The 24,156-nt window shown below is 52.9% G+C and carries 25 protein-coding genes; 13 read left to right on the top strand and 12 right to left on the bottom strand.

The features are described from left to right. Position 1 precedes the first annotated feature (1 nt). The 5 genes from trmL to AC1MKH_RS23635 all read right to left on the bottom strand — a co-directional run bounded on the left by trmL (position 2) and on the right by AC1MKH_RS23635 (position 4,829). Positions 2 to 475: a tRNA (uridine(34)/cytosine(34)/5-carboxymethylaminomethyluridine(34)-2'-O)-methyltransferase TrmL gene (trmL, locus tag AC1MKH_RS23655; RefSeq protein WP_276219079.1), complete on the bottom strand. Its 474-nt coding sequence runs from the start codon at positions 473 to 475 to the stop codon at positions 2 to 4. 48 nt (positions 476 to 523) lie between these two features. Continuing rightward, complete coding sequence (gene lldD / locus AC1MKH_RS23650) at positions 524 to 1,714, bottom strand: quinone-dependent L-lactate dehydrogenase (RefSeq protein WP_276219077.1); 1,191 nt, start codon at positions 1,712 to 1,714, stop codon at positions 524 to 526. Further along, a complete protein-coding gene (gene lldR, locus AC1MKH_RS23645; RefSeq protein ID WP_231825922.1) occupies positions 1,711 to 2,487 on the bottom strand; it encodes a transcriptional regulator LldR in 777 nt (258 codons plus the stop codon). Before lldR ends, lldD begins: the two co-directional genes overlap by 4 nt. Further along, complete coding sequence (gene lldP, locus AC1MKH_RS23640; RefSeq protein WP_276219075.1) at positions 2,484 to 4,139, bottom strand: L-lactate permease; 1,656 nt, start codon at positions 4,137 to 4,139, stop codon at positions 2,484 to 2,486. The genes lldR and lldP overlap by 4 nt, the downstream gene beginning before the upstream one ends. A gap of 327 nt (positions 4,140 to 4,466) precedes the next feature. Continuing rightward, positions 4,467 to 4,829, bottom strand: coding sequence for a YibL family ribosome-associated protein (locus tag AC1MKH_RS23635; RefSeq protein ID WP_276219073.1), 363 nt, complete (start codon positions 4,827 to 4,829; stop codon positions 4,467 to 4,469). A gap of 272 nt (positions 4,830 to 5,101) precedes the next feature. Here AC1MKH_RS23635 and AC1MKH_RS23630 point away from each other — a divergent pair, with 272 nt between their 5' ends. Then, the gene (locus AC1MKH_RS23630) at positions 5,102 to 5,317 is read left to right on the top strand and encodes a glycogen synthase (RefSeq protein WP_015962499.1); all 216 of its coding nucleotides are present in this window, start codon (positions 5,102 to 5,104) and stop codon (positions 5,315 to 5,317) included. Between the two features lie 5 nt (positions 5,318 to 5,322). On the opposite strand, the gene mtlR is transcribed toward AC1MKH_RS23630, so the two are convergent. The 3 genes from mtlR to mtlA all read right to left on the bottom strand — a co-directional run bounded on the left by mtlR (position 5,323) and on the right by mtlA (position 9,061). Next, positions 5,323 to 5,913 carry a mannitol operon repressor MtlR gene (gene mtlR / locus AC1MKH_RS23625; RefSeq protein ID WP_276219070.1) on the bottom strand — a complete coding sequence of 197 codons (591 nt, stop codon included), beginning with the start codon at positions 5,911 to 5,913 and terminating at the stop codon, positions 5,323 to 5,325. Then, positions 5,910 to 7,058 carry a mannitol-1-phosphate 5-dehydrogenase gene (gene mtlD, locus AC1MKH_RS23620; protein WP_276219068.1) on the bottom strand — a complete coding sequence of 383 codons (1,149 nt, stop codon included), beginning with the start codon at positions 7,056 to 7,058 and terminating at the stop codon, positions 5,910 to 5,912. Before mtlD ends, mtlR begins: the two co-directional genes overlap by 4 nt. A 95-nt stretch (positions 7,059 to 7,153) precedes the next feature. Then, positions 7,154 to 9,061 (bottom strand): PTS mannitol transporter subunit IICBA, encoded by a 1,908-nt coding sequence (mtlA, locus tag AC1MKH_RS23615; RefSeq protein ID WP_276219066.1) that lies wholly within the window; start codon positions 9,059 to 9,061, stop codon positions 7,154 to 7,156. A gap of 536 nt (positions 9,062 to 9,597) precedes the next feature. Here mtlA and AC1MKH_RS23610 point away from each other — a divergent pair. From AC1MKH_RS23610 to AC1MKH_RS23570, 9 genes are all read left to right on the top strand, one after another. Then, entirely contained in the window at positions 9,598 to 9,927 is a 330-nt protein-coding gene (locus AC1MKH_RS23610; protein ID WP_276219064.1) for a DUF3302 domain-containing protein, read from the top strand. A gap of 5 nt (positions 9,928 to 9,932) precedes the next feature. Beyond that, complete coding sequence (locus tag AC1MKH_RS23605; protein ID WP_276219062.1) at positions 9,933 to 11,069, top strand: HlyD family secretion protein; 1,137 nt, start codon at positions 9,933 to 9,935, stop codon at positions 11,067 to 11,069. A 68-nt stretch (positions 11,070 to 11,137) separates the two neighbouring features. Further along, complete coding sequence (locus AC1MKH_RS23600) at positions 11,138 to 11,746, top strand: glutathione S-transferase (protein WP_276219060.1); 609 nt, start codon at positions 11,138 to 11,140, stop codon at positions 11,744 to 11,746. Between the two features lie 105 nt (positions 11,747 to 11,851). Then, positions 11,852 to 13,243: an L-seryl-tRNA(Sec) selenium transferase gene (gene selA / locus AC1MKH_RS23595; RefSeq protein ID WP_276219059.1), complete on the top strand. Its 1,392-nt coding sequence runs from the start codon at positions 11,852 to 11,854 to the stop codon at positions 13,241 to 13,243. Then, positions 13,240 to 15,096: a selenocysteine-specific translation elongation factor gene (gene selB, locus AC1MKH_RS23590; RefSeq protein WP_276219057.1), complete on the top strand. Its 1,857-nt coding sequence runs from the start codon at positions 13,240 to 13,242 to the stop codon at positions 15,094 to 15,096. Before selA ends, selB begins: the two co-directional genes overlap by 4 nt. 166 nt (positions 15,097 to 15,262) lie before the next feature. Further along, positions 15,263 to 16,414 (top strand): L-threonine dehydrogenase, encoded by a 1,152-nt coding sequence (gene yiaY, locus AC1MKH_RS23585; protein ID WP_276219054.1) that lies wholly within the window; start codon positions 15,263 to 15,265, stop codon positions 16,412 to 16,414. A 94-nt stretch (positions 16,415 to 16,508) separates the two neighbouring features. After that, on the top strand, positions 16,509 to 18,047 hold the full coding sequence (gene aldB / locus AC1MKH_RS23580; protein WP_189624094.1) for an aldehyde dehydrogenase AldB: 1,539 nt from the start codon (positions 16,509 to 16,511) through the stop codon (positions 18,045 to 18,047). Between the two features lie 155 nt (positions 18,048 to 18,202). Next, positions 18,203 to 18,526: a DUF3302 domain-containing protein gene (locus tag AC1MKH_RS23575; protein ID WP_276219051.1), complete on the top strand. Its 324-nt coding sequence runs from the start codon at positions 18,203 to 18,205 to the stop codon at positions 18,524 to 18,526. 5 nt (positions 18,527 to 18,531) lie between these two features. Further along, positions 18,532 to 19,668 (top strand): HlyD family secretion protein, encoded by a 1,137-nt coding sequence (locus AC1MKH_RS23570; protein ID WP_015962511.1) that lies wholly within the window; start codon positions 18,532 to 18,534, stop codon positions 19,666 to 19,668. Here the strand turns inward: AC1MKH_RS23570 and AC1MKH_RS23565 are convergent. Next, positions 19,665 to 20,639 carry a LysR family transcriptional regulator gene (locus AC1MKH_RS23565; protein WP_276219049.1) on the bottom strand — a complete coding sequence of 325 codons (975 nt, stop codon included), beginning with the start codon at positions 20,637 to 20,639 and terminating at the stop codon, positions 19,665 to 19,667. The genes AC1MKH_RS23570 and AC1MKH_RS23565 overlap by 4 nt on opposite strands. 123 nt (positions 20,640 to 20,762) lie before the next feature. On the opposite strand from AC1MKH_RS23565, the gene AC1MKH_RS23560 reads away from it, so the two are divergent. The 3 genes from AC1MKH_RS23560 to AC1MKH_RS23550 all read left to right on the top strand — a co-directional run bounded on the left by AC1MKH_RS23560 (position 20,763) and on the right by AC1MKH_RS23550 (position 22,330). Continuing rightward, positions 20,763 to 21,503: a MipA/OmpV family protein gene (locus AC1MKH_RS23560; RefSeq protein WP_276219047.1), complete on the top strand. Its 741-nt coding sequence runs from the start codon at positions 20,763 to 20,765 to the stop codon at positions 21,501 to 21,503. Between the two features lie 217 nt (positions 21,504 to 21,720). Then, positions 21,721 to 21,906 (top strand): type II toxin-antitoxin system HicA family toxin, encoded by a 186-nt coding sequence (locus AC1MKH_RS23555; protein ID WP_015962514.1) that lies wholly within the window; start codon positions 21,721 to 21,723, stop codon positions 21,904 to 21,906. 16 nt (positions 21,907 to 21,922) lie between these two features. Next, positions 21,923 to 22,330 (top strand): type II toxin-antitoxin system HicB family antitoxin, encoded by a 408-nt coding sequence (locus tag AC1MKH_RS23550; RefSeq protein ID WP_108476491.1) that lies wholly within the window; start codon positions 21,923 to 21,925, stop codon positions 22,328 to 22,330. Here AC1MKH_RS23550 and AC1MKH_RS23545 read toward each other — a convergent pair. The 3 genes from AC1MKH_RS23545 to AC1MKH_RS23535 form a co-directional block, all read right to left on the bottom strand. Further along, the gene (locus AC1MKH_RS23545; protein ID WP_276219044.1) at positions 22,327 to 22,638 is read right to left on the bottom strand and encodes a hypothetical protein; all 312 of its coding nucleotides are present in this window, start codon (positions 22,636 to 22,638) and stop codon (positions 22,327 to 22,329) included. The genes AC1MKH_RS23550 and AC1MKH_RS23545 overlap by 4 nt on opposite strands. 154 nt (positions 22,639 to 22,792) lie before the next feature. After that, complete coding sequence (locus AC1MKH_RS23540; RefSeq protein WP_488451402.1) at positions 22,793 to 23,701, bottom strand: type I restriction enzyme HsdR N-terminal domain-containing protein; 909 nt, start codon at positions 23,699 to 23,701, stop codon at positions 22,793 to 22,795. Next, positions 23,662 to 23,868: a hypothetical protein gene (locus tag AC1MKH_RS23535; RefSeq protein WP_488451400.1), complete on the bottom strand. Its 207-nt coding sequence runs from the start codon at positions 23,866 to 23,868 to the stop codon at positions 23,662 to 23,664. The genes AC1MKH_RS23540 and AC1MKH_RS23535 overlap by 40 nt, the downstream gene beginning before the upstream one ends. Between the last annotated feature and the right edge of the window lie 288 nt (positions 23,869 to 24,156).

Here is a 24,156-nt window from a genome sequence, read left to right as displayed (position 1 = left end):
TTTAACTTCGTAAAATGGCGCCCGGATATCCCAGCTGGCGCCACGCTTCATACACCACCACCGACACCGCATTTGACAGGTTCATGCTGCGGCTGTCCGGCATCATGGGTATCCGAATTTTTTGTTCCGGCGGCAGGGCATCCAGAATAGACGCTGGCAGGCCGCGCGTTTCCGGGCCAAACATCAGATAGTCGCCATCCTGATAGCTTACCGCACTGTGTGCAGGCGTGCCTTTGGTGGTCAGAGCAAACAGTCGCTGGGGTTTCTCTGCCTCAAAAAACACGTCGTAGTTTTGATAACGCGTGACAGCGGTAAATTCGTGATAATCCAGCCCCGCGCGGCGCAGACGCTTATCGTCCCAGGTAAAACCCATCGGTTCGATGATATGCAGACGAAAGCCGGTATTGGCGCAAAGGCGGATGATATTGCCGGTATTTGGCGGGATTTCTGGTTCGAATAAAACGATGTTAAGCATGCTGCCCCCTTAAGTGCGGGGGCAGAATAGCAGATATTTACTTCACCCTCACGCGGCATCGCCACGCGCCAGCGGGGCCAGTGCCGCAGGCAAGGTTTTACCCAACTCCTGCACCAGGGAATCGCGGCTGATTTCACTGATCGTTTTCGCACCCGTCAGCGTCATCGCCACCTTCATCTCTTTTTCAATCAGGCTCAGCAGATTCGCCACGCCCGCCTGTCCTGCGGTTGCCAGCGCATAAAGATACGCGCGGCCCAGCAGAACGGTATCCGCGCCCAGCGCAATCATGCGCACTACATCCAACCCGTTACGAATACCGCTGTCGGCCAGAATCGCGATATCGCCTTTCACCGCATCGGCAATCGCAGGCAGTGCGCGGGCAGAAGAAAGCACGCCATCCAGCTGGCGGCCACCGTGGTTGGAGACCACAATCCCGTCCGCGCCAAAGCGTACCGCATCGCGTGCATCTTCCGGATCGAGGATCCCTTTGATCACCATCGGGCCATCCCAGAATTCACGGATCCACTCCAGGTCTTTCCACGAAATGGACGGATCGAAATTATTCGCCAGCCAGCCGATGTAATCCTCCAGCCCGGTTGGTTTGCCGAGGTAGGCGGAGATGTTACCCAGATCGTGCGGACGCCCGTTCAGGCCGACATCCCATGCCCATTGCGGATGGGTTACCGCCTGCCAGTAGCGACGCATCGCGGCATTCGGGCCGCTCATGCCCGAGTGGGCATCGCGGTAACGCGCGCCGGGCGTCGGCATATCAACCGTAAATACCAGCGTGGAGCAACCCGCCGCCTTTGCGCGTTCCAGCGCGTTACGCATAAAACCCCGGTCGCGCAGCACGTACAGCTGGAACCACATTGGGCGCTTGATGGTTGGCGCGACCTCTTCAATGGGGCAAACGGACACGGTAGAGAGCGTAAACGGAATACCGTGAGCATCGGCAGCTGCCGCAGCCTGTACTTCGCCGCGACGTGCGTACATGCCGCACAGGCCCACCGGCGCAAGGGCGACCGGCATGGAGAGTTTTTCCTTAAACAGCGTGGTTTCCAGGCTGAGGTCGGCCATGTTCTTCAGCACGCGCTGGCGCAGGGCAACCTGAGATAAATCTTCCACGTTGCGGCGCAGGGTATATTCCGCATACGCGCCGCCATCGATGTAGTGGAACAGGAACGGCGGCAGAATGCGCTCGGCGGCGGCACGGTAGTCACTCGCGGCTGAAATAATCATGCTTTTTTCTCCCTGGAATTTTCAGCGTGGTCGTCGGGCAGGCGGGTGATGCGTGCCTGGCGAGCCAGATCTTCATCAAAACGTTTAATGGTGGTGTGAACGAAACCTAAATGGGCCATCATCGCCTGGCGTGCGCCTTCGGCGTCACCGGCCACAATGGCATCAAGAATGGCCTGATGTTGTTCGGTCAGGCGGGCAAAGACCGGCGGCACCAGATACATACGCTGACGGCTCTGTTTGACTGAGGATTGCAGCAAATCGAAGAAACCACGCATGGTTTGCAGCAGCACGACGTTGTGCGAGGCTTCGGCAATCGCCAGGTGAAAACGGACGTCGGCCTGCGAGGCGAGGTCCGGGTCTTCACTGAGCGTCGCTTCAAAGCAAAGGGCGATTTTCTCTTTATCGGCATCCGTTGCACGCATGGCGGCGTGCCAGGCGGTGCTGCCCTCAATGGCGTGGCGCGCTTCAAGAATATCGAAGCTGTAATCCGGGTCATCGGCCAGCAGCGTTTTCAGCGGCTGAACGATGTTTTGCTCTGACCACGCTTCATGTGGCCAGCGCACAAACGTGCCGCCGCCGCGACGGCTGAGCAGCACGCCTTCACTGACCAGCGTTGCCAGCGCCTCACGCAGGGAATTGCGCGACACGCCAAGCTGGGCTGCCAGCTGGCGTTCGGCGGGCAATTTCATGCCCGCTTCCAGCTGTTGTTCTTCAATCAGCGCCCGCACGCGAGAAGCAATCTCGTCGGACAGGCGTCTGGGCATCACTATCATGGGATCATCCAGGTTAAGACATAGGCCTGAAGCGTGGTGATTACGCCCACCATGCAGGTGAATATCAGGCTGTGTTTCACGGTAAAGCGGAACAGATCAGACTCTTTGCCGACCAGACCTACCGCCGCACAGGCAATGGCGATGGACTGCGGTGAAATCATCTTGCCGGTGACGCCGCCGGTGGTATTGGCGGCAACCAGCAGCACGTCAGAGACGCCAATCTGCTGCGCGGCGGTGGCCTGCAATGCGGCAAACAGCGCGTTTGATGAGGTATCTGAACCGGTCAGGAATACGCCCAGCCAGCCAAGGAATGGCGAGAAGAAGGTAAACGCATGACCGGTATGCGCTAATGCCAGTGCCAGCGTTGAAGAGAGGCCGGAGTAGTTCGAGATAAACGCGAACGCCAGCACCATCCCGATAGAGTAAATCGGCAGCGCCAGTTCTTTCAGCGTGGTACCGAAAGTGCTGATAGCGTCTTTCGGCTTCATGCGCAGCCAGACGATAGAGAGCAGCGCCGCAAACAGAATGGCGGTGCCTGTAGCCGACAGCCAGTCGAACTTATAGACCGCCGCGTAGGCCGTGGCTTCGCTCACAACAGGCGGCATACGGGCCACCAGTTTGTCGAGGAACGGAACCGGAATATTAATCACAAACTCATACATCGCACCGCCCGGCGCGAACAGCGCTTTAAACGGCGGAATACTCCACAGCGTAACGGTGGCGGTCAGGAACAGGAACGGCGACCAGGCGCGAACAATCTGCCCGGCAGTGTAGTTGGTACGCGCCAGCGTCTGATCGACCTGCGATGCGCCCATATCGCCAAAGCGGAAGATACGTACCGGCTGCCAGCGTTTCAGGAACAGCGTCAGGCACACCAGAGAAACCAGCGAAGAGATAATGTCCGGCAGCTCCGGGCCAATAAAGTTAGAGCTCAGATACTGGGCAATGGCGAATGAACCACCTGCGACCATTACCGCAGGCCAGGTTTCTTTGACACCGCGCCAGCCGTCCATAATCGCCATGATCCAGAACAGCACGATAATGGTCAGGAACGGCAGCTGGCGGCCAACCATCTGGCCAATCTCAAAGCTATCCAGACCGGTGACCTGCCCGGCGACCAGAATCGGAATCCCCATCGCGCCAAAGGCCACGGGTGCGGTGTTGACGATCAGGCACAGGCCCGCGGCATACAGCGGGTTGAAGCCTAAACCGACCAACAGCGCGGCGGTAATCGCCACCGGTGCGCCAAAGCCCGCGGCCCCTTCCAAAAAGGCGCCGAAGGAGAAACCGACGATCAGCATCTGCAAACGTTGGTCGGGCGTAATCGACAGTATTGATGATCGGATGATGTCGAACTGCCCTGTTTTCACCGAAATTTTGTAGACGAAAACGGCGGCGATGATGATCCACGCAATTGGCCACAGGCCGTAGAAGAAGCCATACACCACCGATGCCAGCGCGTTATCCACCGGCATTTTGTAGAACAGCAGGGCAACGGCGAGCGCGATGGCGACGGTCCAGCTGGCGGCGACGTAGCCTTTCAGCTTGAGCTTAATCAGCGCGAAGAAGAAAAAAAGAATGGGTAGCGATGCTATCAGGCTCGACAGCCAGATGTTATTGGCCGGGTCATAGTTTTGTTGCCAGAGGCTCATTGTGCAGGTCTCCTGGGGGCCCATAACCTGCTTTGCGGTGAGTCTGTGCTCATCTCGGCGTCACATGTTATGTAAAAGTGGCCCTTCCAATATGATGGTGTAGGGATAATGACAATGAATGGTTAACTAATTGTTATGTTCTAGCAACGGTATTGTATGAATAAATAGCGAAATTGTGAACCACTGGAAGGAAAGAGAGGAATTGGTTGGGCCAATTGACGAGGGGAGAAAAGAATTGCCGAATGGCATTCCGCAGATTCAATCTACGGGAATGCCATATCAGCCAGGCCCGGTAAGCGAAATGCTACCGGGCGCTATCTGTATCGATCAGAACTCAGTCTTCGCGTAACCGGTCATCACCTCGAGGCCCATCTCACGGCCTAACGCGGTCATTGGGTGAACCACCACCAGTCCGCGCACGCTTTTCTTCAGCTTGCCCATATCAGCCTGTTCTTTCTTGGTGATTGGACGGCTGAATGCCATTTTGGTGAGTTTTTGGGCTTCTTTGCTGAGCTTCTGGGTATGAACTTCACGCAGACGCGCGATTTCCACTTCCAGCTTCTCTTTCTCGCTTTCCAGCTCGGCATACTTCTCTGCGTTTTCAACCAGCGACAGTTCAGCCTGCTGGTGACGGATAGCGTCCAGACGGTCGCTCAGGCGTTTGATTTCGTTTTTTTCGATTTCTTTCATTTTGCGTATATCTGATAAAAAAATGACGTAATAGCGCATAGTATGCGCGACAGCGATCGTAACCGATAGCGAATTATACAAAATAGTCTGATTAGGTCTGCACTTATTTACCTGCGCATTATTAGTAATGCTATGAATTAATAGCATTTTATGGAAAATGGTTAAGCAGATCTCTTTTTTGACACGTCGTCACATGGAATCGCACATTTTCCCCAAACGCACCGCCCTAAATTGTCCATTCTGAAGGCAGGAATCATGAGGAGGACTACGTTATGGGCAAACTTGGCGAAAACGTACCACTTGTCATCGACAAAGCCGTAGATTTTATGGCGTCCAGTCAGGCATTTATGGAGTACCTGAAGAAATCGCCTCGCCTGAGTCACGTGCCGGAAGAGATCCCGGAAGAGAAAGCGGCAATGTTTCTGGAGCGATTAGAGCACTACCGCAAACTTTATCAGCCGGTCGAAAACCAGGCGAATGAAGTTTGAGTGCGTTATTTCTGGAAGGCTTTTTTCAAGCTGATTCGGGAAATCAGCTCGGTCAGAGAAAGTACCATCGTTGAGCGAACGACCTGTTGATAACGCTGTTTTTGCATTGCCAGCAGGTCGGCATCGCTATCGTCAAAGAGCGGTGCTGGCGGAAGGGCAGAGACGCAGTGCAGTTCACCCAGCGGCCCGAGAATCTCGTCATCGGTGAAGGCATATTCGCTGCCATCATGATTTAGTTCTTCACGCAGCGCCATCAGCAATTCCGCATCTTCATACTCCGGGCGACTGATTACGCCCAGCCCATAGATAAGCTTGAGCCGGACCGAAAGGTCGCCCAGCGGGCCGCTGCCGTCAAGCAACGGTTCGACGGCGTATTTCACCGCGTAATCGTCTTTGCGGAACACCTGAAGCACCAGAATATTGACCGCCTCGGTCAGTAACTCGACGGCGGCAATCAGGAAACTTCTGACGGTTTTGCCAGCATTCAGACGCTCAAGCACACGGTTTTCAAAAGCCTGTGTTTCTTCCATTATTGCCTGCATATCTGACAATCTACTGTTCAGGCGCAGGATAACCTGCGCCGGGTCTTGCATCATTTGCTGGCGTTATAGAGGGCGACGGCGGCTTTCACCACGTCGCTGTTCGCGTCCAGACCAGAGATCTGCGCCAGCGCGGCCTGCGGGCCTTTTTCATCAATCAGCGCGGCCAGTTCCTGCGCCTGCGGATCTTCTTCACTGCGGAAATGCATCGCAGCGGCGATACCTTTCACCAGGTTAACGTGCGGCAAACCGTATTCCAGCGTGCCCAGCAGCGGTTTAATCAGACGGTCGCCCGCGCTCAGTTTACGCAGCGGCTGACGGCCCACGCGCTCAACGTCATCTTTCAGATACGGGTTTTCAAAACGACCGAGGATTTTCTGAATGTATGCCGCATGTTTCTGCGCATCAAAACCGTAGCGTTTGATCAGCACCGCGCCGCTTTCTTCCATCGCGCCTTTTACCACCGCGCGGATTTTCTCATCGAGGATTGCGTCGCGGATAGTTTGATGCCCGGCCATTTTGCCGAGGTAGGCGGTTATAGCATGACCTGTGTTCAGCGTGAAGAGTTTACGTTCGACAAATGCCATCAGGTTATCGGTTAATTCCATGCCTGGAATGTTCGGCAGCGTGCCTTTGAACTGGGTTTTATCGACGATCCACTCGCTGAAGGTTTCAACGGTCACTTCCAGCGGGTCATTGGTTGCAGAAGCGGACGGTGGCACGATACGGTCAACGGCGGAATCGACGAAACCGACGTTCGCTTCCACCCAGGCTTTTTCGTCTTCGGCAACGGCGGCCATCACGTGGCCTTTCAGCTGGCTGGTGCCGCGCACCATGTTTTCGCAGGCAATAATGTTCAGCGGGGTATTTACGCCCTGCGCTTTGCGTTTCGCGAGACCTTTGGCGATAGCCGGTGCAATCCGTTCAAGTACAACCGGGCCCACGGCGGTGGTCACCAGGTCAACCTGGGCAATCAGCTCGACGACGTCGTCACCAATGCTGCTGACCGCGTTAACGCCAGAAACGGTATCAACCTGCTCATTTTCACCCACGACATGAACCTGATAGCTATGACGGGCATTCAGGGCATCCAGAACGACCTGGTTTACATCGGCGAACGTCAATGTAATGCCCGCGTCGGCCAGCAGTTTGCCGATAAAGCCACGTCCGATATTACCTGCGCCAAAATGTAATGCTTTCATAGTATTAACCTTCATTAATGTTTTCGACCCGAGAGGGCTGGGGTGAGGCTTTTCCCTCACCCTAACCCTCTCCCAATGGGAGAGGGAATAGTGTCTTACTTCTGCAACAGCGCCAGAACTTCTTCCACGCTGGTGGTGCTGGCCAGACGTTCGATAACGGATTCGTCATCCAGCGCGTTGGTCAGGCCGGTAATCACCTGGATGTGCTCGTTGTTACGCGCAGCGATACCAATTACCAGACGGGCAATGTCGTCCTCGTCTTCGCCGAAGCGCACGCCTTCCGGATACTGACAGAACACGATACCGGTTTTCAGCACGCGGTCTTTTGCTTCGATAGTGCCGTGCGGTACCGCGATGGACTCGCCCAGATAAGTTGGCGTCAGTTTTTCACGGTCCAGCATCGCCTGTACATACTCAGGCTCAACGTAACCACCTTTCACCAGTTGCTCACCGGCAAAGAGAATAGCTTCTTCTTTGGTGGCGGCTTTGCGGCCCAGGAAGATGTTCTCTGCGCCCAGTTTAAACAGGTTGGCACTGGAATCATCAAAGCTGTCTTTCAGGCTGTCTTTCACCTTCACTTCGTTGTCAGTGTGGCGCTGTGCAGCAACCAGACGCTCGGTCAGGTTGGTATACAGGCCGCTGTCGAGGAAGTTGGTCAGCGAAATATGCTGCGCCTGCGGTACCTGACGCATGGCACGTTCGGTCAGATCGCGGTGGGTGATGACCAGGTCAACATCCGGCGGCAGGTTGTTAATCGCGCAGTTGGTGACCGAGATGTTGCTAAGGCCTGCATCCTGTACTTTCTTACGCAGTACGCCCGCACCCATTGCGCTGGAACCCATACCGGCGTCGCAGGCTACGATGATTTTACGCACGTGGCTCAGGTCGTTGGTGACGTCGCCAGCCGCCAGCGGGGTACCGCCTTTGGATTCAGCTTTCATGTCATTCATACGACGGGTTGCCGCTTCGATGTCATCTTCTTCTTTCACTTTGCTGGTTTTCAGCAGGATGGCAGAAACGATGAAGGAGACCGCCATTGCCGCAACGATAGCCGCGATGTTGGCGAAGTACGCGCCTTTTGGCGTCATCGCCAGTACGGCCAGGATGGAGCCAGGGGAAGCCGGAGATACCAGACCGCCGTTCAGCAGCGTCAGGGTGAACACGCCAGTCATACCACCCAGAATGACCGCCAGGATCAGACGTGGGTTCATCAGCACATACGGGAAGTAAATTTCGTGAATACCACCCAGGAAGTGGATGATTGCCGCGCCGCCTGCAGACTGTTTAGCACTGCCGCGACCGAAGAACATGTACGCCAGCAGAACGCCCATACCTGGGCCCGGGTTGGCTTCAATCAGGAAGAAGATAGATTTGCCGAGGTCATGAGACTGCTGAATACCCAGCGGTGAGAAGATGCCGTGGTTAATCGCGTTGTTCAGGAACAGAATTTTCGCTGGTTCTACAAAGACAGATGCCAGCGGCAGCATGTCGTGTACAACCATGAAGTTAACGCCAGCTGCCAGCAGCTTGGACAGGACTTCAACCGCCGGGCCGATGCCCATAAAGGCCAGAATGGCGAGGATCATACCAATGATGCCAGCGGAGAAGTTATTCACCAGCATCTCAAAACCGGATTTGATTTTACCGTCTACCCAGATGTCGAATTTCTTGATTGCCCAGCCGCCCAGCGGGCCTGCAATCATGGAACCCAGGAACATCGGCATGTCTGCACCGACGATAACGCCCATTGTGGTAATCGCACCGACCACGCCGCCACGTTCGCCGCCAATCAGCTTACCACCGGTATAACCGATGAGCAGCGGCAGCAGGTAGGTGATCATCGGGCCAACCAGCTTCGCCAGCGTTTCGTTCGGCAACCACCCTGTTGGAATAAATAACGCGGTGATAATACCCCACGCGATAAACGCGCCGATATTTGGCATCACCATGTTGCTGAGGAAGCGACCAAAGCTTTGCACCTTGATCTTGATATCGGATGACATAAAACACCCCTTGTTTCTGTTTGCCCGCAGGTGGATCACCTGAAGTTTATTGTTAATTGGCGGCAGAGGTAGTAGCCGAACCCTGGTTGATGATGCGAAATCTGGCACTGAATCGTTAAGCTGTCCAGATAGCGGGTCTTCATGTGACTTAGATCACACAAATATAGGAGATACATGATGATTTTGAGTGATCATCATCACAAAACAACTGTGTAAAAAAACAACACAGCAGGAAAAAGCATCGCAGAACACATGTAAATGTGATGTTAATCACATTTTACTCTTGATGGTTTGTTTGTTTTTTGTGATTGAGTTCACAAGATATTTTCAGGTCGCCAAAACAAGATGTGATCCGTGGCAAGTTCTGCCGCTGTGATGAGCGCCCTCTGTAACTGAGTAACATCACACTAAAAAGAATAATGAATGAGGAGTATGGCAGAACGATGAAATGCCGATTATGTTCAAAGTAGACGCCCGCTACGTGCTATTTCGTATAGCGGGCTCACTATCGACAGCGTGAATTCGAGGTTACGGCTATGTTCCTGAATTACTTTGCGCTTGGCATTCTGATCTTCGTTTTTCTGGTTATCTTTTACGGCATTATTATTATTCACGATATTCCCTACATGATTGCGAAGGCACGCAATCATCCCCACGCCGATGCGATTCACGTTGCAGGCTGGGTAAGTCTTTTTACATTACATGTTCTCTGGCCGTTCCTGTGGATTTGGGCGACGCTTTATCGCCCCGATCGCGGCTGGGGGATGCAGCATCCTCCTGCGTCTGAAGGCGAGGATGCGCTGCGACAACGCGTTGAAGAGCTTGAAAAACAACTGAAAAAAATGCAAACGCCTTCAGGGGAATAGCCATCATGGATCTGCTTATTATATTGACCTACGTCGCCCTGGCATGGGCGATTTTTAAGATATTCAGGATCCCGGTAAATAAATGGACGGTGCCTACCGCAGTATTAGGCGGAGTATTTATTGTCGGTGCGCTGATATTAGGGATGAACTATAACCACCCCTATACCTTTCAGGCACAGAAGGCGGTTATCTCTATTCCGATCACTCCACAGGTGACCGGCGTGGTGAGTGAGGTGACGAATAAACAAAACCAGCTTATTAAAAAGGGCGAGGTGCTGTTTAAGATTGACCCGACACGCTACCAGGCCCGCGTTGACCGGCTGGAGGCCGATTTAGTCACTGCCGTCCATAATACCCAAGTGCTGAAGGCGCAGCTGGATGAAGCGTTGGCAAATACCACGCGCGTCTCGGCAGAACGCGACCGCCTGTATAAAGATTATCAGCGCTATTTGCAGGGCAGTAAGGCGCGGGTGAATCCATTTTCGGAAAGCGATATCGATAACGCGCGGCAAAACTATCTGGCCCAGGACGCGCTGGTGAAAGCGTCTATTGCCGATCAATCGCAAATTAAAAGCCAACTGGACAGCGTGGTGAACGGCGATCAGTCGCAGGTTGCCAGCCTGCGCGCGCAGCTTACCGAAGCCAAATTCAATCTCGATCAAACCGTGATTCGCGCTCCCAGCGATGGTTTCGCCACCCAGGTGTTGATTCGCCCTGGCACCTATGCCGCCGCGCTACCGCTGCGCCCGGTAATGGTGTTCGTGCCGGAACAAAAACGCCAGATTGTGGCCCAGTTCCGCCAGAACTCACTGCTGCGCCTAAAACCTGGCGATGAAGCCGAAGTGGTGTTTAATGCGCTACCGGGGCAGATTTTTAGCGGCAAGCTCACCAGCATTTTGCCCGTTGTGCCCGGTGGTTCTTATCAGGCTCAGGGCACATTGCAGGCGCTGACGATTGTCCCCGGCACCGACGGCGTGATGGCCCTGATTGAACTTCAACCGAGTGAAGAGGTGGACTCGCTGCCGGATGGTATTTATGCGCAGGTCGCGGTCTATTCTGACCATTTTGAGCACCTGTCGATTATGCGTAAGGTACTGCTGCGAATGACGAGCTGGATGCATTATCTTTACCTTGATCATTGAGGGTAAAAGCATCTTTTTAGCCACAGCTGAGCCATACTTCTTTTTTTCGTTGGCAAAAAGGACATGGCATGAAACTCATCGGCAGCTATACCAGCCCTTTCGTACGTAAAATTTCTATCTTATTGCTGGAAAAGGGCATTTCATTCGAATTTATCAATGAACTGCCCTATAACCTGGAAAATGGCGTGGCGCAGTACAATCCGCTGGGCAAGGTCCCGGCATTGATGACCGACGACGGTGAATGTTGGTTTGATTCACCGATTATTGCCGAGTACATCGAACTACTGAACGTCGAGCCGCAGATGCTGCCGTCTGACCCGCTGGCGCGTCTGAAAGTGCGTCAGCTGGAAGCGCTCGCCGACGGCATTATGGACGCCGGGCTGGTGGCGGTGCGTGAACTGGCCCGCCCGCCTGCACAGCAATCGGAAGCAGAATGTTTGCGCCAGCGCGAGAAAATCAGCCGCAGCCTTGATGCGCTTGAAACCCATCTCAAAGAGGGCACGTTCAGTACCGATACGTTAAACCTGGCGACGATCGCCATCGCCTGTGCCATTAGCTATCTCAACTTTCGCCGCATCGCGCCGGGCTGGTGCGTTGACCGCCCCAATCTGGTCAAACTGGTGGAAACGTTGTTCCAGCGCGAGAGTTTTGCCCGTACAGAACCGCCAAAGGCTTGATTACGCGCTATAACACTTCATGGTCGTACGCTGTACAATCCCTCCTCACTATGGACTCCCTCTCCCGTCGGGAGGGGGGAAAATCGTTAACCGTCAGGCCAACTCATGACTACCGATACTCGCTCACTCTACAGCCAGCTTCCTGCGACCGACCGCTTACTGCGCGATGCCGCCTTTGCTTCCCTTCTGGAAAACCACGGTCATTCTCAGGTGGTGGAACAGATCCGCCAGCTTCAGGAGGAGGCCCGCCTGGCTATCCGCGATACCGGCGCGCTTCCGGGCTGGAGTGACGACTGGGCCGGGGAAGTCGCGCGTCGTTTTACCACGGATACACAAAGCGCCATCCGCCCGGTCATTAACCTGACCGGTACGGTGCTGCATACGAATCTTGGGCGAGCCCAGCAGGCGGAAGCCGCCATTGCGGCGGTGACGCAGGTGATGCGCGACCCGGTGACGCTGGAATATGACCTCGACGGTGCCGGGCGCGGCCATCGCGATCGCGCGCTGGCGGATTTACTTTGCCGCCTGACCGGCGCGGAAGATGCCTGCATTGTTAACAATAACGCTGCCGCCGTCCTGCTGATGCTGGCGGCAACGGCGAGCGGCAAAGAGGTTGTCGTCTCGCGCGGCGAGCTGGTGGAAATTGGCGGCGCGTTTCGCATCCCGGACGTGATGCGTCAGGCGGGCTGCGAGCTGCATGAAGTCGGCACAACCAACCGCACCCACGCTGAAGATTATCGTCAGGCGGTAAATGAAAACACCGGGCTGCTGATGAAAGTACACACCAGCAACTACAGCATTGAAGGTTTCACCAAAACCGTAGAAGAAGCCGAGCTGGCCGAGATTGGCCGCGAGCTGGATATCCCGGTGGTGGCCGATTTAGGCAGCGGCTCGCTGGTCGATTTAAGCCAGTACGGCCTGCCGAAAGAGCCGATGCCGCAGGAGATGATCGCCGCAGGCGTCAGCCTGGTGAGTTTTTCCGGCGACAAACTGCTGGGTGGCCCGCAGGCGGGGATTATCGTCGGCAAGAAAGCGATGATTGCTCAGCTACAGCAGCATCCGCTCAAGCGCGCGCTGCGTGCCGATAAAATGACGCTGGCAGCGCTGGAGGCAACGCTGCGCCTTTATCTGCATCCTGAACGCCTGGCCGCTGACCTGCCGACGCTGCGTTTGCTTAACCGCCGCGCGGATGAAATCCGCGCGCAGGCTGAACGCTTGTGTGCCTCGCTGACGCAGCGCTACGGTGACGAATTTTCTGTTACGGTGATGGAATGTGCCTCACAAATCGGCAGTGGCTCCTTGCCCGTCGATCGCCTGCCGAGTGCCGCCATCACCTTTACCCCTAAAGACGGGCGAGGTAGTCGCCTTGATGCACTGGCTAACCGCTGGCGCAGCCTGCCGGTGCCGGTTATCGGGCGCATTTACGACGGGCGATTATGGCTCGACCTGCGCTGTCTTGAGGATGAATCACGTTTTCTGGAGATGTTGCTGAAATGATTATTGCCACCGCCGGGCACGTTGACCACGGCAAAACCACGCTGCTTCAGGCGATTACCGGCGTTAACGCCGACCGCCTGCCGGAAGAGAAATCTCGCGGGATGACCATCGACCTGGGCTACGCCTACTGGCCGCAGCCCGATGGACGGGTGCTCGGGTTTATCGATGTGCCAGGGCACGAGAAATTTCTCTCTAACATGCTGGCGGGCGTGGGGGGGATCGATCATGCTCTGTTGGTGGTGGCCTGTGACGATGGTGTGATGGCGCAAACGCGCGAACATCTGGCGATTCTGCAACTGACCGGCAAACCGACGCTGACGGTGGCGCTGACTAAAACCGATCGCGTCGATGCGGCGCGCGTGGCGGAGGTGCGTCACGAGATAGACGCTGTACTGCGTGAATACGGTTTTGAAGACGCCACGCTGTTTGAAACCGCTGCCACGCAGGGGCGGGGTATCGATGAATTACGCGCGCATCTGCTGCAACTTCCGGAGCGTGTGAATCCGGAGAATCAGCGTTTTCGTCTGGCGATCGACCGCGCATTTACCGTGAAAGGCGCCGGGCTGGTGGTCACCGGTACTGCGCTTTCCGGCGATGTAAAAGTGGGAGACACGCTGTGGCTGACGGGCGTCGATAAACCGATGCGCGTGCGTGGTATCCACGCGCAAAACCAGGCGACCGAACAGGCGCACGGTGGGCAGCGTATTGCGCTGAATATCGTCGGCGATGCGCAGAAAGAAGAATTGAATCGCGGTGACTGGCTGCTATCGCAGCAACCGCCCGCGCCCGTCGAGCGGGTCATTGTCGCGCTGCATAACCACGTGCCGCTAACCCAATGGCAGCCGCTGCATATTCACCATGCCGCCAGCCACATTACCGGGCGCGTCTCGCTGCTGGAGAACAATCTGGCCGAGCTGGTGCTGGACACGCCGCTGTATCTGGCGGACAACGACCGCCTGGTGCTACGCGATATTTCAGCACGTCTTACTCTTGCCGGCGCGCGCGTGGTGACGCTCAATTCACCGCGTCGCGGAAAGCGTAAAGCCGAATATCTGGCGTGGATTGCCGAACTGGCTACCGCTGAAAACGATGCGCAGGCGCTCTCCATCCATCTGCAACGCGATGCGGTACAGCTCAGTGATTTCGCCTGGGCTCGCCAGCTGAGCGAGCAGGGTTTGCAACAGCTGATTTCCCGGCCGGGCTATATTCTGGCAGGCAACGCGCTGCTGGATGCGCCGCTCGCCGCGCGCTGGCAGCGTAAACTGCTGGATGCGCTGGCGACCTACCACGAGCAGCATAAAGATGAACCGGGGCCAGGCCGTGAACGCCTGCGTCGTATCGCGCTGCCGATGGAAGATGAAGCGCTGGTGCTGACGCTGATTGAGCAGATGCGTGAAAGCGGTGTCGTGGCCAGTCATCACGGTTGGCTGCATCTGCCGGATCACAAAGCCGGGTTTACCGACGAACAGGATGCGGTATGGCAAAAAGCGGCACCGTTGTTTGCTGATGAACCCTGGTGGGTGCGCGATTTAGCGCAGCAAACCGGAACCGATGAGCAACTGATGCGCGCGGTGCTTCGCCAGGCCGCGCAGCAGGGCATGATTACGGCGATCGTCAAAGATCGTTATTACCGTAACGATCGCATCGTCACCTTTGCGAGCATGATCCGCGAACTGGATCAGGAAAAGGGCTCAACCTGCGCCGCAGATTTTCGCGATAAACTCAACGTCGGGCGTAAGCTGGCGATCCAGATTCTGGAATATTTTAATCGTATCGGCTTTACCCGCCGCCGGGGGAATGACCACTTATTACGTGATGCGTTACTTTTCCCGGACAATAAAAGTAACGATTAATTTAAATATTAAATGAATTAATACAAATTTTATATTGATTAATATTGGATGCGCAGAAATAACGCATCCAATATTTTTTAATTACAAAAATAGAATATGGATCATACTTTTTATTTTATCCATCCCGTACTCTTGCCGCCAATTTTTCATTAATTAAGGAACGATCATGGCAGCATCCACTTTTTATATTCCTTCAGTGAATGTTATTGGCGCTGACTCATTAAATGGCGCAATGGATACCATGCGCGACTACGGCTATCGTCGCGCATTAATTGTAACGGATGCGATTCTGAATAAATTGGGTATGGCGAGCGATGTGCAAAAAGGGCTGGCCGCACGCGATATTTTCAGCGTGATTTATGATGGCGTACAGCCGAACCCGACCACAGCGAACGTCAACGCGGGCCTGAAAATTCTCCAGGAAAATAATTGTGATTGCGTCATTTCTTTAGGCGGCGGTTCTCCGCACGACTGTGCGAAAGGTATTGCGCTGGTGGCGTCCAACGGTGGCAAAATTAGCGATTACGAAGGCGTTGACCGCTCGGCTAAACCACAGCTGCCGATGATTGCCATTAACACCACCGCAGGCACCGCGTCTGAAATGACTCGCTTCTGCATCATCACTGATGAGGCGCGTCATATTAAAATGGCGATTGTTGATAAACACGTGACGCCCATTCTGTCCGTGAATGACTCCTCCCTGATGACCGGCATGCCGAAATCGCTGACCGCTGCGACCGGGATGGATGCACTGACCCATGCTATCGAAGCCTATGTGTCTATCGCCGCTACTCCAATTACCGACGCCTGCGCGCTGAAAGCGATCACCATGATTGCCGAAAACCTGAGCATTGCCGTAGCGGATGGCGCGAACGCGGAAGCACGCGAAGCAATGGCTTACGCGCAGTTCCTGGCGGGAATGGCGTTTAACAACGCGTCTCTCGGCTATGTTCACGCGATGGCGCACCAGCTGGGTGGTTTCTATGACCTGCCGCACGGTGTCTGCAACGCCGTCCTGCTGCCGCACGTGCAGGCATTCAACAGCAAAGTAGCCGCCGCGCGTCTGCGTGACTGCGCACAGGCAATGAACGTCAACGTTGCAGGTCTGAGCGATGAACAGGGCGCGAAAGCCTGCATCGACGCTATCTGCAAACTGGCGCGCGAAGTGAACATTCCGGCGGGCCTGCGTGATCTGAACGTGAAAGAAGAAGATATCCCGGTTCTGGCAACCAACGCCCTGAAAGATGCCTGCGGTTTCACTAACCCGATTCAGGCGACGCACGACGAAATTATGGCGATTTACCGCGCCGCAATGTAATTCGTGACCGTTGTCGTAAACCTATGAACGGCTGGCGAAAAAAACGCCAGCCGCGTCTACCCTTGTAAGACTACAACAGCAAGGAGAGACGGCGATGACTAACAATCCCCCTTCAGCCCGCATTCAACCGGGTGAGTACGGTTTTCCCCTTAAGCTTAAACCTCGCTATGACAACTTTATCGGCGGCGATTGGGTTGCGCCCGTCGACGGCGAGTATTACCAGAATTTGACGCCAGTGACCGGGCAGCTGCTTTGTGAAGTGGCCTCATCCGGCAAGCGTGATATCGACCTGGCATTAGATGCTGCACATAAAGCCAAAGATAAATGGGCGCAGATGTCCGTGCAGGATCGTGCGGGGATCTTGCTGAAAATTGCCGATCGCATGGAGCAAAACCTCGATCTGCTGGCGACAGCGGAAACCTGGGATAACGGTAAACCGATCCGCGAAACCAGCGCAGCCGATGTGCCGCTGGCGATTGACCATTTCCGCTACTTTGCCTCGTGCATCCGTGCACAAGAGGGCGGCATCAGTGAAGTGGATAAAGATACCGTGGCGTATCACTTCCATGAACCATTGGGCGTGGTCGCGCAAATCATCCCATGGAATTTCCCGCTGCTGATGGCGAGCTGGAAAATGGCCCCGGCGCTGGCCGCAGGCAACTGCATCGTGCTAAAACCGGCGCGATTAACCCCGCTTTCGGTGCTGCTGCTGATGGAAATCATCGGTGACTTACTGCCGCCTGGCGTCATCAATGTGGTGAACGGCGCGGGTGGGGAAATTGGCGAATATCTGGCGACCTCTAAGCGCATCGCCAAAGTTGCCTTCACCGGCTCGACTGAAGTCGGCCAGCAAATCATGCAATACGCGACCCAAAACATCATTCCGGTGACGCTGGAGCTGGGCGGGAAATCGCCGAATATCTTCTTTGCCGATGTGATGGATGAAGAGGACGCTTTCTTTGATAAGGCGCTGGAAGGCTTCGCGCTCTTTGCGTTCAACCAGGGTGAAGTGTGTACCTGCCCAAGCCGTGCACTGGTGCATGAATCTATCTACGATCGCTTCATGGAGCGAGCGATTCGCCGGGTGGAAAGCATCCGCAGCGGCAACCCGCTCGACAGCGTCACGCAAATGGGCGCACAGGTGTCGCATGGGCAGATGGAGACCATCCTCAACTACATCGATATCGGCAAGAAAGAGGGCGCGGATGTGCTGACCGGCGGGCGACGCAAACGCCTCGACGGCGAGCTTCACGACGGCTATTACCTGGAGCCGACGATTCTGTTTGGCCAGAACAGCATGCGTGTCTTCCAGGAGGAGATCTTCGGCCCGGTGCTGGCGGTCACCACCTTTAAAACCACCGAAGAAGCGCTGGCGCTGGCGAACGATACTCAGTATGGCCTGGGCGCGGGCGTCTGGAGCCGCAACGGCAATCTGGCATACAAAATGGGGCGCGGCATTCAGGCCGGGCGCGTCTGGACCAACTGCTATCACGCCTACCCTGCGCACGCGGCATTTGGCGGCTATAAGCAGTCGGGCATTGGCCGCGAGACCCACAAGATGATGCTGGAGCACTATCAGCAAACCAAATGCCTGCTGGTAAGCTACTCGGACAAACCACTCGGTCTGTTCTAATCATCCTGCATTAACGGCCCGGCGGTGCTTCGCCGCTGGGTCTGTTGTATATGAAAACCCATATGGCATTATATAAATTAGATGTTTGCCTGATATCTAATAATTCCTCTACTATTTCCCATCCCCCGATTATTTATTTTAATCTCTGAGGATTTATGTTTCTTAATTATTTCGCACTGGGAGTGCTGATATTTGTATTCCTGGTAATTTTCTATGGGATTATCATCTTACATGATATTCCCTATTTGATTGCTAAAAAACGCAATCATCCCCACGCTGACGCCATTCATGTTGCGGGCTGGGTGAGTCTTTTTACGCTGCATGTTATCTGGCCTTTCCTGTGGATTTGGGCAACGTTATACCGTCCTGAACGCGGTTGGGGAATGCAAACCCCTGATTCGTCGCTTATCCAGCTTCAGGAGCGCGTGGCTGGGCTGGAGAAACAACTGGCTGAGGCGAAGGCTTCCTCAGCGGAGTAATAGTTATGGATTTATTGATCATCCTGACCTATGTGGCTTTCGCATGGGCGCTGTTTAAAATATTCAAAATTCCCGTTAATAAATGGACCATTCCGACGGCGGCATTGGGCGGTATATTTATTGTCAGCGGTTTAATTCTGCTTATGAATTATAACCATCCTTATACCTTTAAAGCGCAAAAAGCGGTGGTATCTATTCCCGTTGTTCCGCTGGTTACCGGTGTGGTAACGGAGGTCACGGACAAGAAAAATACCCTGATTAAAAAAGGTGAGGTGTTATTTAAGCTTGATCCGACTCGCTATCAGGCGCGCGTAGACCGCCTGAAGGCCGATATTGTGACGGCAGAGCACAAGCAACAGGCGCTGGTGGCGCAGCTCGATGAGATGATGGCCAACACCCAGCAGGCGAAAGCGACGCGTGACAAGCTGGCGAAAGATTATCAGCGCTATCTTCAGGGCAGCCAGGCCAAAGTAAACCCGTTCTCAGAACGCGATATTGACGCGGCGCGGCAAAACTATCTGGCGCAGGAAGCCTCAGTTAAGTCATCTGCGGCAGAGCAGAAACAGATCCAGAGCGAGCTGGATAGCATGGTGCTGGGCGAGCATTCGCAAATCGCTAGCCTGAAAGCACAGCTTGCGGAAGCACAGTTTAACCTGGATCAGACGGTTGTTCGCGCCCCCAGCGACGGCTACATCACGCAGGTTCTGATTCGGCCGGGAACCTACGCCGCCGCGCTGCCGCTGCGACCGGTGATGGTCTTTATTCCAGACCAGAAACGGCAGATCATCGCCCAGTTCCGCCAGAACTCTTTGCTGAGGCTGGAGCCAGGCGATGAGGCTGAAGTGGTGTTCAATGCGCTGCCGGGCCAGGTTTTCAGCGGCAAACTGGCGGCCATCAGCCCGGCGGTTCCCGGCGGAACGTATCAATCCACGGGCGTGTTGCAGTCGCTGAATACGACGCCGGGCTCTGAAGGGGTGATTGCGACGATTGAACTGGACGAAAATGCTGACCTCAGCGCGCTACCCGACGGTATTTACGCGCAGGCGGCGGTCTACTCCGACCATTTCAGTCATGTATCGGTGATGCGCAAAGTGCTGCTGCGAATGACCAGCTGGGTGCATTACCTCTATCTCGACCACTAATTATCGTTTGAAGGCACTTGCTGTGACGGCAACAGACGCGTCACAGCAAGCTGCTTACGTATTTCACTGAGCATGGCATCCAGAATAAACTGCACCCGCCACGGCTGATATTCGCGTTTGCGGAAGATAGCCACCAGATCCAACCACCACTCCTGCTGATCGGGGAAACAGGCTACCAGCGTACCCGCCTGCATATCATTTCTGACGCTCTCTTTGGGCGCAAATACAATACCAAGATCGTTACGCGCCAGCTCCAGCGCAGACTGCGTATTATCGCAAACGTAATTACCTTTCACCCGATAATCGACGGATGATTTATTTTCTCCGGCGCTGAATCGCCAGATATTTGACTCACCAATCATCATCGAATCAATCAAAATACACGAATGCTGCACCAGTTCTTCCGGGCCATGAATCGGATGTTTATTGAGATAATTGGGGCTGGCAAACGCGGTAACGGAATATTTTGTAATAAAACTGGCGACTAATGATTCATCTTTCGGTTGCGCGTAAGTAATTAAGACATCGCAATCGTCCGGGAACTCGACACCATCATAAAATGCTTTGGGTTCCAGATTGTACGTTTTAAGCGAAAAGGTAATATCACCAATATCCACAATATTTGCGATGACATTCTTTGCCAGATAAGCGACTATCCCGGTAGGGGCGTAAACAGTCACCCGACCACGTTTCTCATGCTTATAGTCAGCAATGAAATTGTTAAGCTGCTCGTGTCTATCGAGCATGTCATTGATGTAGGGAAGTAAGGCCGTACCGAAAGGTGTAAGGGTCAGTTTTCGGGGTGAACGGTCAAAAACTTTAAGCCCAACTTTTGATTCAAAATCAGCAAGATACTTACTGACGTTGGCCTGTGCAATGCCAAGAATTGTGGCGGCATGGCTGATATTTTCACTGGCCGCGATGACCGAGATAATCTTCAGCTCCCGGGGCTTAAGTTGTAAATTATTCATCGCTAAACCTAATATATATATGATTTTATATATTACTATATAAATATGAACATTGCATTGATGAATTTGTAAACATTATTATTCTCGCGCTTTATTTTCCTATTTTAAAATGGACAGCCGGGAATGTTAAATACACGCAATGTTACGGCGCTGATTGCTTTGTCGTTTATGGCAACTGCAACAGCGTCTGAATTATCTATTGGTGCGGGGGCGGTATATAATGAATCACCGTACCGTGGTTATAATGAAAATACCCATCTCGTGCCGCTAATCAGTTATGAGGGCGAATCCTTATATATTCGCCAGACAACCTTAGGTTACATCCTTTCAAAGAGTGAAAAGAACGAAATCAGCATCACTGCATCGTGGATGCCGCTGGAGTTTTCTCCTTCGGATAACGACGATTATGCGATGAGCCGTCTGGATAAGCGTGACAGCACAGCGATGGCGGGCGCCGCGTGGTATCACCACGAAAAATGGGGCAGCCTGAAGGTTTCAGCTGCGACCGATATTCTGGATAACAGCGATGGCTGGGTGGCAGAAATGTCGCTCTTCCGTGTGATGCCGATTGGTAAGCTGACGCTCACGCCTTCTGCTGGCGTTCTCTATTACGATAAAAACTTTAACGACTACTACTACGGCATCTCATCCGGAGAATCGCACCGTAGCGGGCTCTCGTCATATTCTCCGGACGACAGCTGGACGCCATACATTGGCATCGGCGCGAAATATCCTTTAACGAAGAACATCATTTTGCAGGCGAGCGCGATGTACAGCGTGCTGCCGGATGACATTAAAAACAGCCCGATGGTCGATCGTGACGACAGTTTTACCTTCCTGACTGGCGCGAGCTGGCATTTCTGATAAGCGCATTAACCCGGCAGTATGTTGCCGGGTTAATACTGTGTTTTGCGAAGAGATTCGCATTCTTAGCTACCTATTACACGCTTCCCTGCTTTTCTTTTCGAGCCACTTTCCTGAAGCAAAATCTCCTGGCTGCATCACGTTTGGCGCTGCGATATTGTGATGGAGGACATAGGTATGGTGTGTATTGTGTGTATAATTAAAAAAGGGCAAGGATGTGAAGAGCGCGGAGGTTATTGCAATCCTGAAACAGCACGGCTGGGTACATGTTCGTACCCGGGGAAGCCATCAGCAGTTTCATCATCCCAGCCGAGCGGGGCTGGTCACTGTACCGCATCCTCGCAAAGATATTAAACCGGGAACCCTGGCCCAGATTTGCCGCCAGGCCGGGATAAAAATGTAAATCACCAGGAGTTTTTATGTTCTATCCGGCTTATATACACACCGACCCCGATGGCAGCAGCAGTGGTTTTTTCCCTGATGTACCGGGTTGTTATTTCGCGGGGGATTCTCTTGATGACACTTTTCAGGATGCGCGAGGGGCGTTGGTTGCGCATTTTGAAGCGCTTTGTGAGCTTAATAAAGAATTGCCCTTACCGGGTTCTGTGGAGACGCATTTGGCTTGTGATCCACAAAACTATACTGGCGGGCAATGGTTGCTCGTCGACATCAATATGAATCAGTTTGAGGGCAGAGCCGAGCGGATTAACATCACTATGCCGAAACGGCTTCTGCAAAAGATTGATTCGTTTGTTCGTAACAATCCTGACTATGCCAACAGAAGCGCGTTTCTGGCTGAAGCTGCACGGCGAGTGTTGCCGGGTTAATCCAGCGTTTTCACCTCAAGCGGGCGGAAACGGCTGTAGATCCACAGCCCCAGACAAGCGACGGACCCCAGGAATGCGGTAAAGAGGACGGTTACGAACAGGGCGCTGAATATCGCGGCAGGAAGCGCGAGAATGCCATGTACCGGCTGATCGTTCCATTTCACCATATCGGCGCCAAAGATCCCCATTACCCCGCACACCACCGCAAAAATTTGCAATGGAATACCCAGACCTATCAGCATCAGCCGATAGATGGATGACGGTTTGATGCGCTTCAGGGTGACGTCGGTACTGCTGTCCTTGCTCATTTTTATTTTCTCATGGGAAGGTAAGGTGGCGTGATTATATCATGAGGAAATGAGTTTGCTGTTGCAAGCCTTATTGGATTTGAAATCCAATAAGGCTTCAACTGTTCTTCCATTACAAATCAGTCGGGGATAGCTTGTCACCCCCCCAAAATTTTTATATGTATAATGTTGCTGCTGCTACTAACTCATCGCTGTAAGAATAAATATCATCTAATGATTCAATTGGATGACGAGTTTCATTTTTTTCAAGATCGAATAGACCAATATATTTTTGATTCCTGTTGAAGTGTAATCGACAGAGTGGTTTTCTGTTATTGTCATCAATTAAAATACCAAAGTAGCTTTTAGTGTCTCGATGTGTGATTCTCTGTACATCAATTACCTTTCTAACTATTGCTTTGACAATATGAAATCCTTCTAGTTCTTCGACTGTCGTTGTGATACTCGATTCATCTTTCGTAATATCCTCAGTGCTTTCATTGTGTTGATCAGAAGTGGAGGATTCAATTGAATGGGTTATGGTTCCACCCATAGCTGATTTTAATCTCTCATTAATCTGAGAATTAATATACTGACTCGCTGCTTTTTTTGTTAGTTGTGTAAAAGTGTCTCGTACTTTCTGGGTTAGCATTCCATCGTAAATTCTAGATGCAAAAAATTTGACAAAATCTTCCTCCGGATCGCTCATCTGCGTATGGAGCAATTTTTTGATCTGACTGACATATTTTAACTCGCCAGCAGCATTGATAATAGATTCGAGATCAAATGCTGTTTTTGTTAGTTTCTTCAATTCGGGAGTAACAGTTTCATCTATATCAAGAAGATCTATTTCTAAAAACGGTTTTTCATCCATTTTATTAGTGGCCTCAAGATCAGTATAAAATTTGTACTGTTGGCCATTCGTAAGGATAGATATCCTTGCATTCGTTACATGAAAATACCGAAAAAGCTGAGATGCATGATTGATGTTTAAGGGGTCACCAATTTTTTTGCACTCAATAAGTATTTGTACCTCACTATTCTTCAGAATAGCATAGTCAATTTCTTTGTACCAATGTCGCAAACAAATTCGGGTATGACTTCTGTAGGGTCAAAAACATCGTAACCTAAGACATTATTAATAAATGGCATGACAAAGGCATTTTTAGTGGCCTCTTCCGTCTCAATAGCATGTGACTGTTGTTTGATTTTTGATGCTAAAGCATTCAGCTTTTCTATAAATTCTATCATTTAAACAATTTCCTTCTTGCGATAACGTATTCGTGACTTTTACGGAATTCACTAACTATTTCTTAATGCATTTGTGAATTAAATGATTTTATGATTATTCATTCATGACGAATGATGTCTTTGAAATAAATATGTCTGAGATCAGTGATGGTGCGGTAATTTAAAAAAATCTATTTGAAGGTAAATCACATTTTTCAAATTAATTTGATAAACCTAGAGAGTTATATCAATGATCTGACACCCGCCGCGTGGAAGCGGCGGTATTGTAAGGAGCATATTAACTCTGGC

This window comes from Pseudocitrobacter sp. CD920760 (assembly GCF_057782505.1).
Note: the sequence above shows the minus strand (reverse complement) of the source record. Positions and strands in the feature narration are given on the sequence as shown.

Excerpts from the sequence above, each read along its gene's own strand:
- lldP (WP_276219075.1), bottom strand. The coding sequence starts at position 4,139 with ATGAGCCTCTGGCAACAAAACTATGACCCGGCCAATAACATCTGGCTG.
- mtlD (WP_276219068.1), bottom strand. The coding sequence starts at position 7,058 with ATGAAAGCATTACATTTTGGCGCAGGTAATATCGGACGTGGCTTTATC.
- lldR (WP_231825922.1), bottom strand. The coding sequence starts at position 2,487 with ATGATAGTGATGCCCAGACGCCTGTCCGACGAGATTGCTTCTCGCGTG.
- AC1MKH_RS23565 (WP_276219049.1), bottom strand. The coding sequence starts at position 20,639 with ATGAATAATTTACAACTTAAGCCCCGGGAGCTGAAGATTATCTCGGTC.
- selA (WP_276219059.1), top strand. The coding sequence starts at position 11,852 with ATGACTACCGATACTCGCTCACTCTACAGCCAGCTTCCTGCGACCGAC.
- AC1MKH_RS23605 (WP_276219062.1), top strand. The coding sequence starts at position 9,933 with ATGGATCTGCTTATTATATTGACCTACGTCGCCCTGGCATGGGCGATT.
- trmL (WP_276219079.1), bottom strand. The coding sequence starts at position 475 with ATGCTTAACATCGTTTTATTCGAACCAGAAATCCCGCCAAATACCGGC.
- AC1MKH_RS23600 (WP_276219060.1), top strand. The coding sequence starts at position 11,138 with ATGAAACTCATCGGCAGCTATACCAGCCCTTTCGTACGTAAAATTTCT.
- lldD (WP_276219077.1), bottom strand. The coding sequence starts at position 1,714 with ATGATTATTTCAGCCGCGAGTGACTACCGTGCCGCCGCCGAGCGCATT.
- mtlR (WP_276219070.1), bottom strand. The coding sequence starts at position 5,913 with ATGATGCAAGACCCGGCGCAGGTTATCCTGCGCCTGAACAGTAGATTG.
- AC1MKH_RS23635 (WP_276219073.1), bottom strand. The coding sequence starts at position 4,829 with ATGAAAGAAATCGAAAAAAACGAAATCAAACGCCTGAGCGACCGTCTG.
- AC1MKH_RS23550 (WP_108476491.1), top strand. The coding sequence starts at position 21,923 with ATGTTCTATCCGGCTTATATACACACCGACCCCGATGGCAGCAGCAGT.
- AC1MKH_RS23535 (WP_488451400.1), bottom strand. The coding sequence starts at position 23,868 with ATGATAGAATTTATAGAAAAGCTGAATGCTTTAGCATCAAAAATCAAA.
- AC1MKH_RS23610 (WP_276219064.1), top strand. The coding sequence starts at position 9,598 with ATGTTCCTGAATTACTTTGCGCTTGGCATTCTGATCTTCGTTTTTCTG.
- AC1MKH_RS23630 (WP_015962499.1), top strand. The coding sequence starts at position 5,102 with ATGGGCAAACTTGGCGAAAACGTACCACTTGTCATCGACAAAGCCGTA.
- yiaY (WP_276219054.1), top strand. The coding sequence starts at position 15,263 with ATGGCAGCATCCACTTTTTATATTCCTTCAGTGAATGTTATTGGCGCT.
- AC1MKH_RS23545 (WP_276219044.1), bottom strand. The coding sequence starts at position 22,638 with ATGAGCAAGGACAGCAGTACCGACGTCACCCTGAAGCGCATCAAACCG.
- selB (WP_276219057.1), top strand. The coding sequence starts at position 13,240 with ATGATTATTGCCACCGCCGGGCACGTTGACCACGGCAAAACCACGCTG.
- AC1MKH_RS23570 (WP_015962511.1), top strand. The coding sequence starts at position 18,532 with ATGGATTTATTGATCATCCTGACCTATGTGGCTTTCGCATGGGCGCTG.
- mtlA (WP_276219066.1), bottom strand. The coding sequence starts at position 9,061 with ATGTCATCCGATATCAAGATCAAGGTGCAAAGCTTTGGTCGCTTCCTC.
- AC1MKH_RS23575 (WP_276219051.1), top strand. The coding sequence starts at position 18,203 with ATGTTTCTTAATTATTTCGCACTGGGAGTGCTGATATTTGTATTCCTG.
- aldB (WP_189624094.1), top strand. The coding sequence starts at position 16,509 with ATGACTAACAATCCCCCTTCAGCCCGCATTCAACCGGGTGAGTACGGT.
- AC1MKH_RS23560 (WP_276219047.1), top strand. The coding sequence starts at position 20,763 with ATGTTAAATACACGCAATGTTACGGCGCTGATTGCTTTGTCGTTTATG.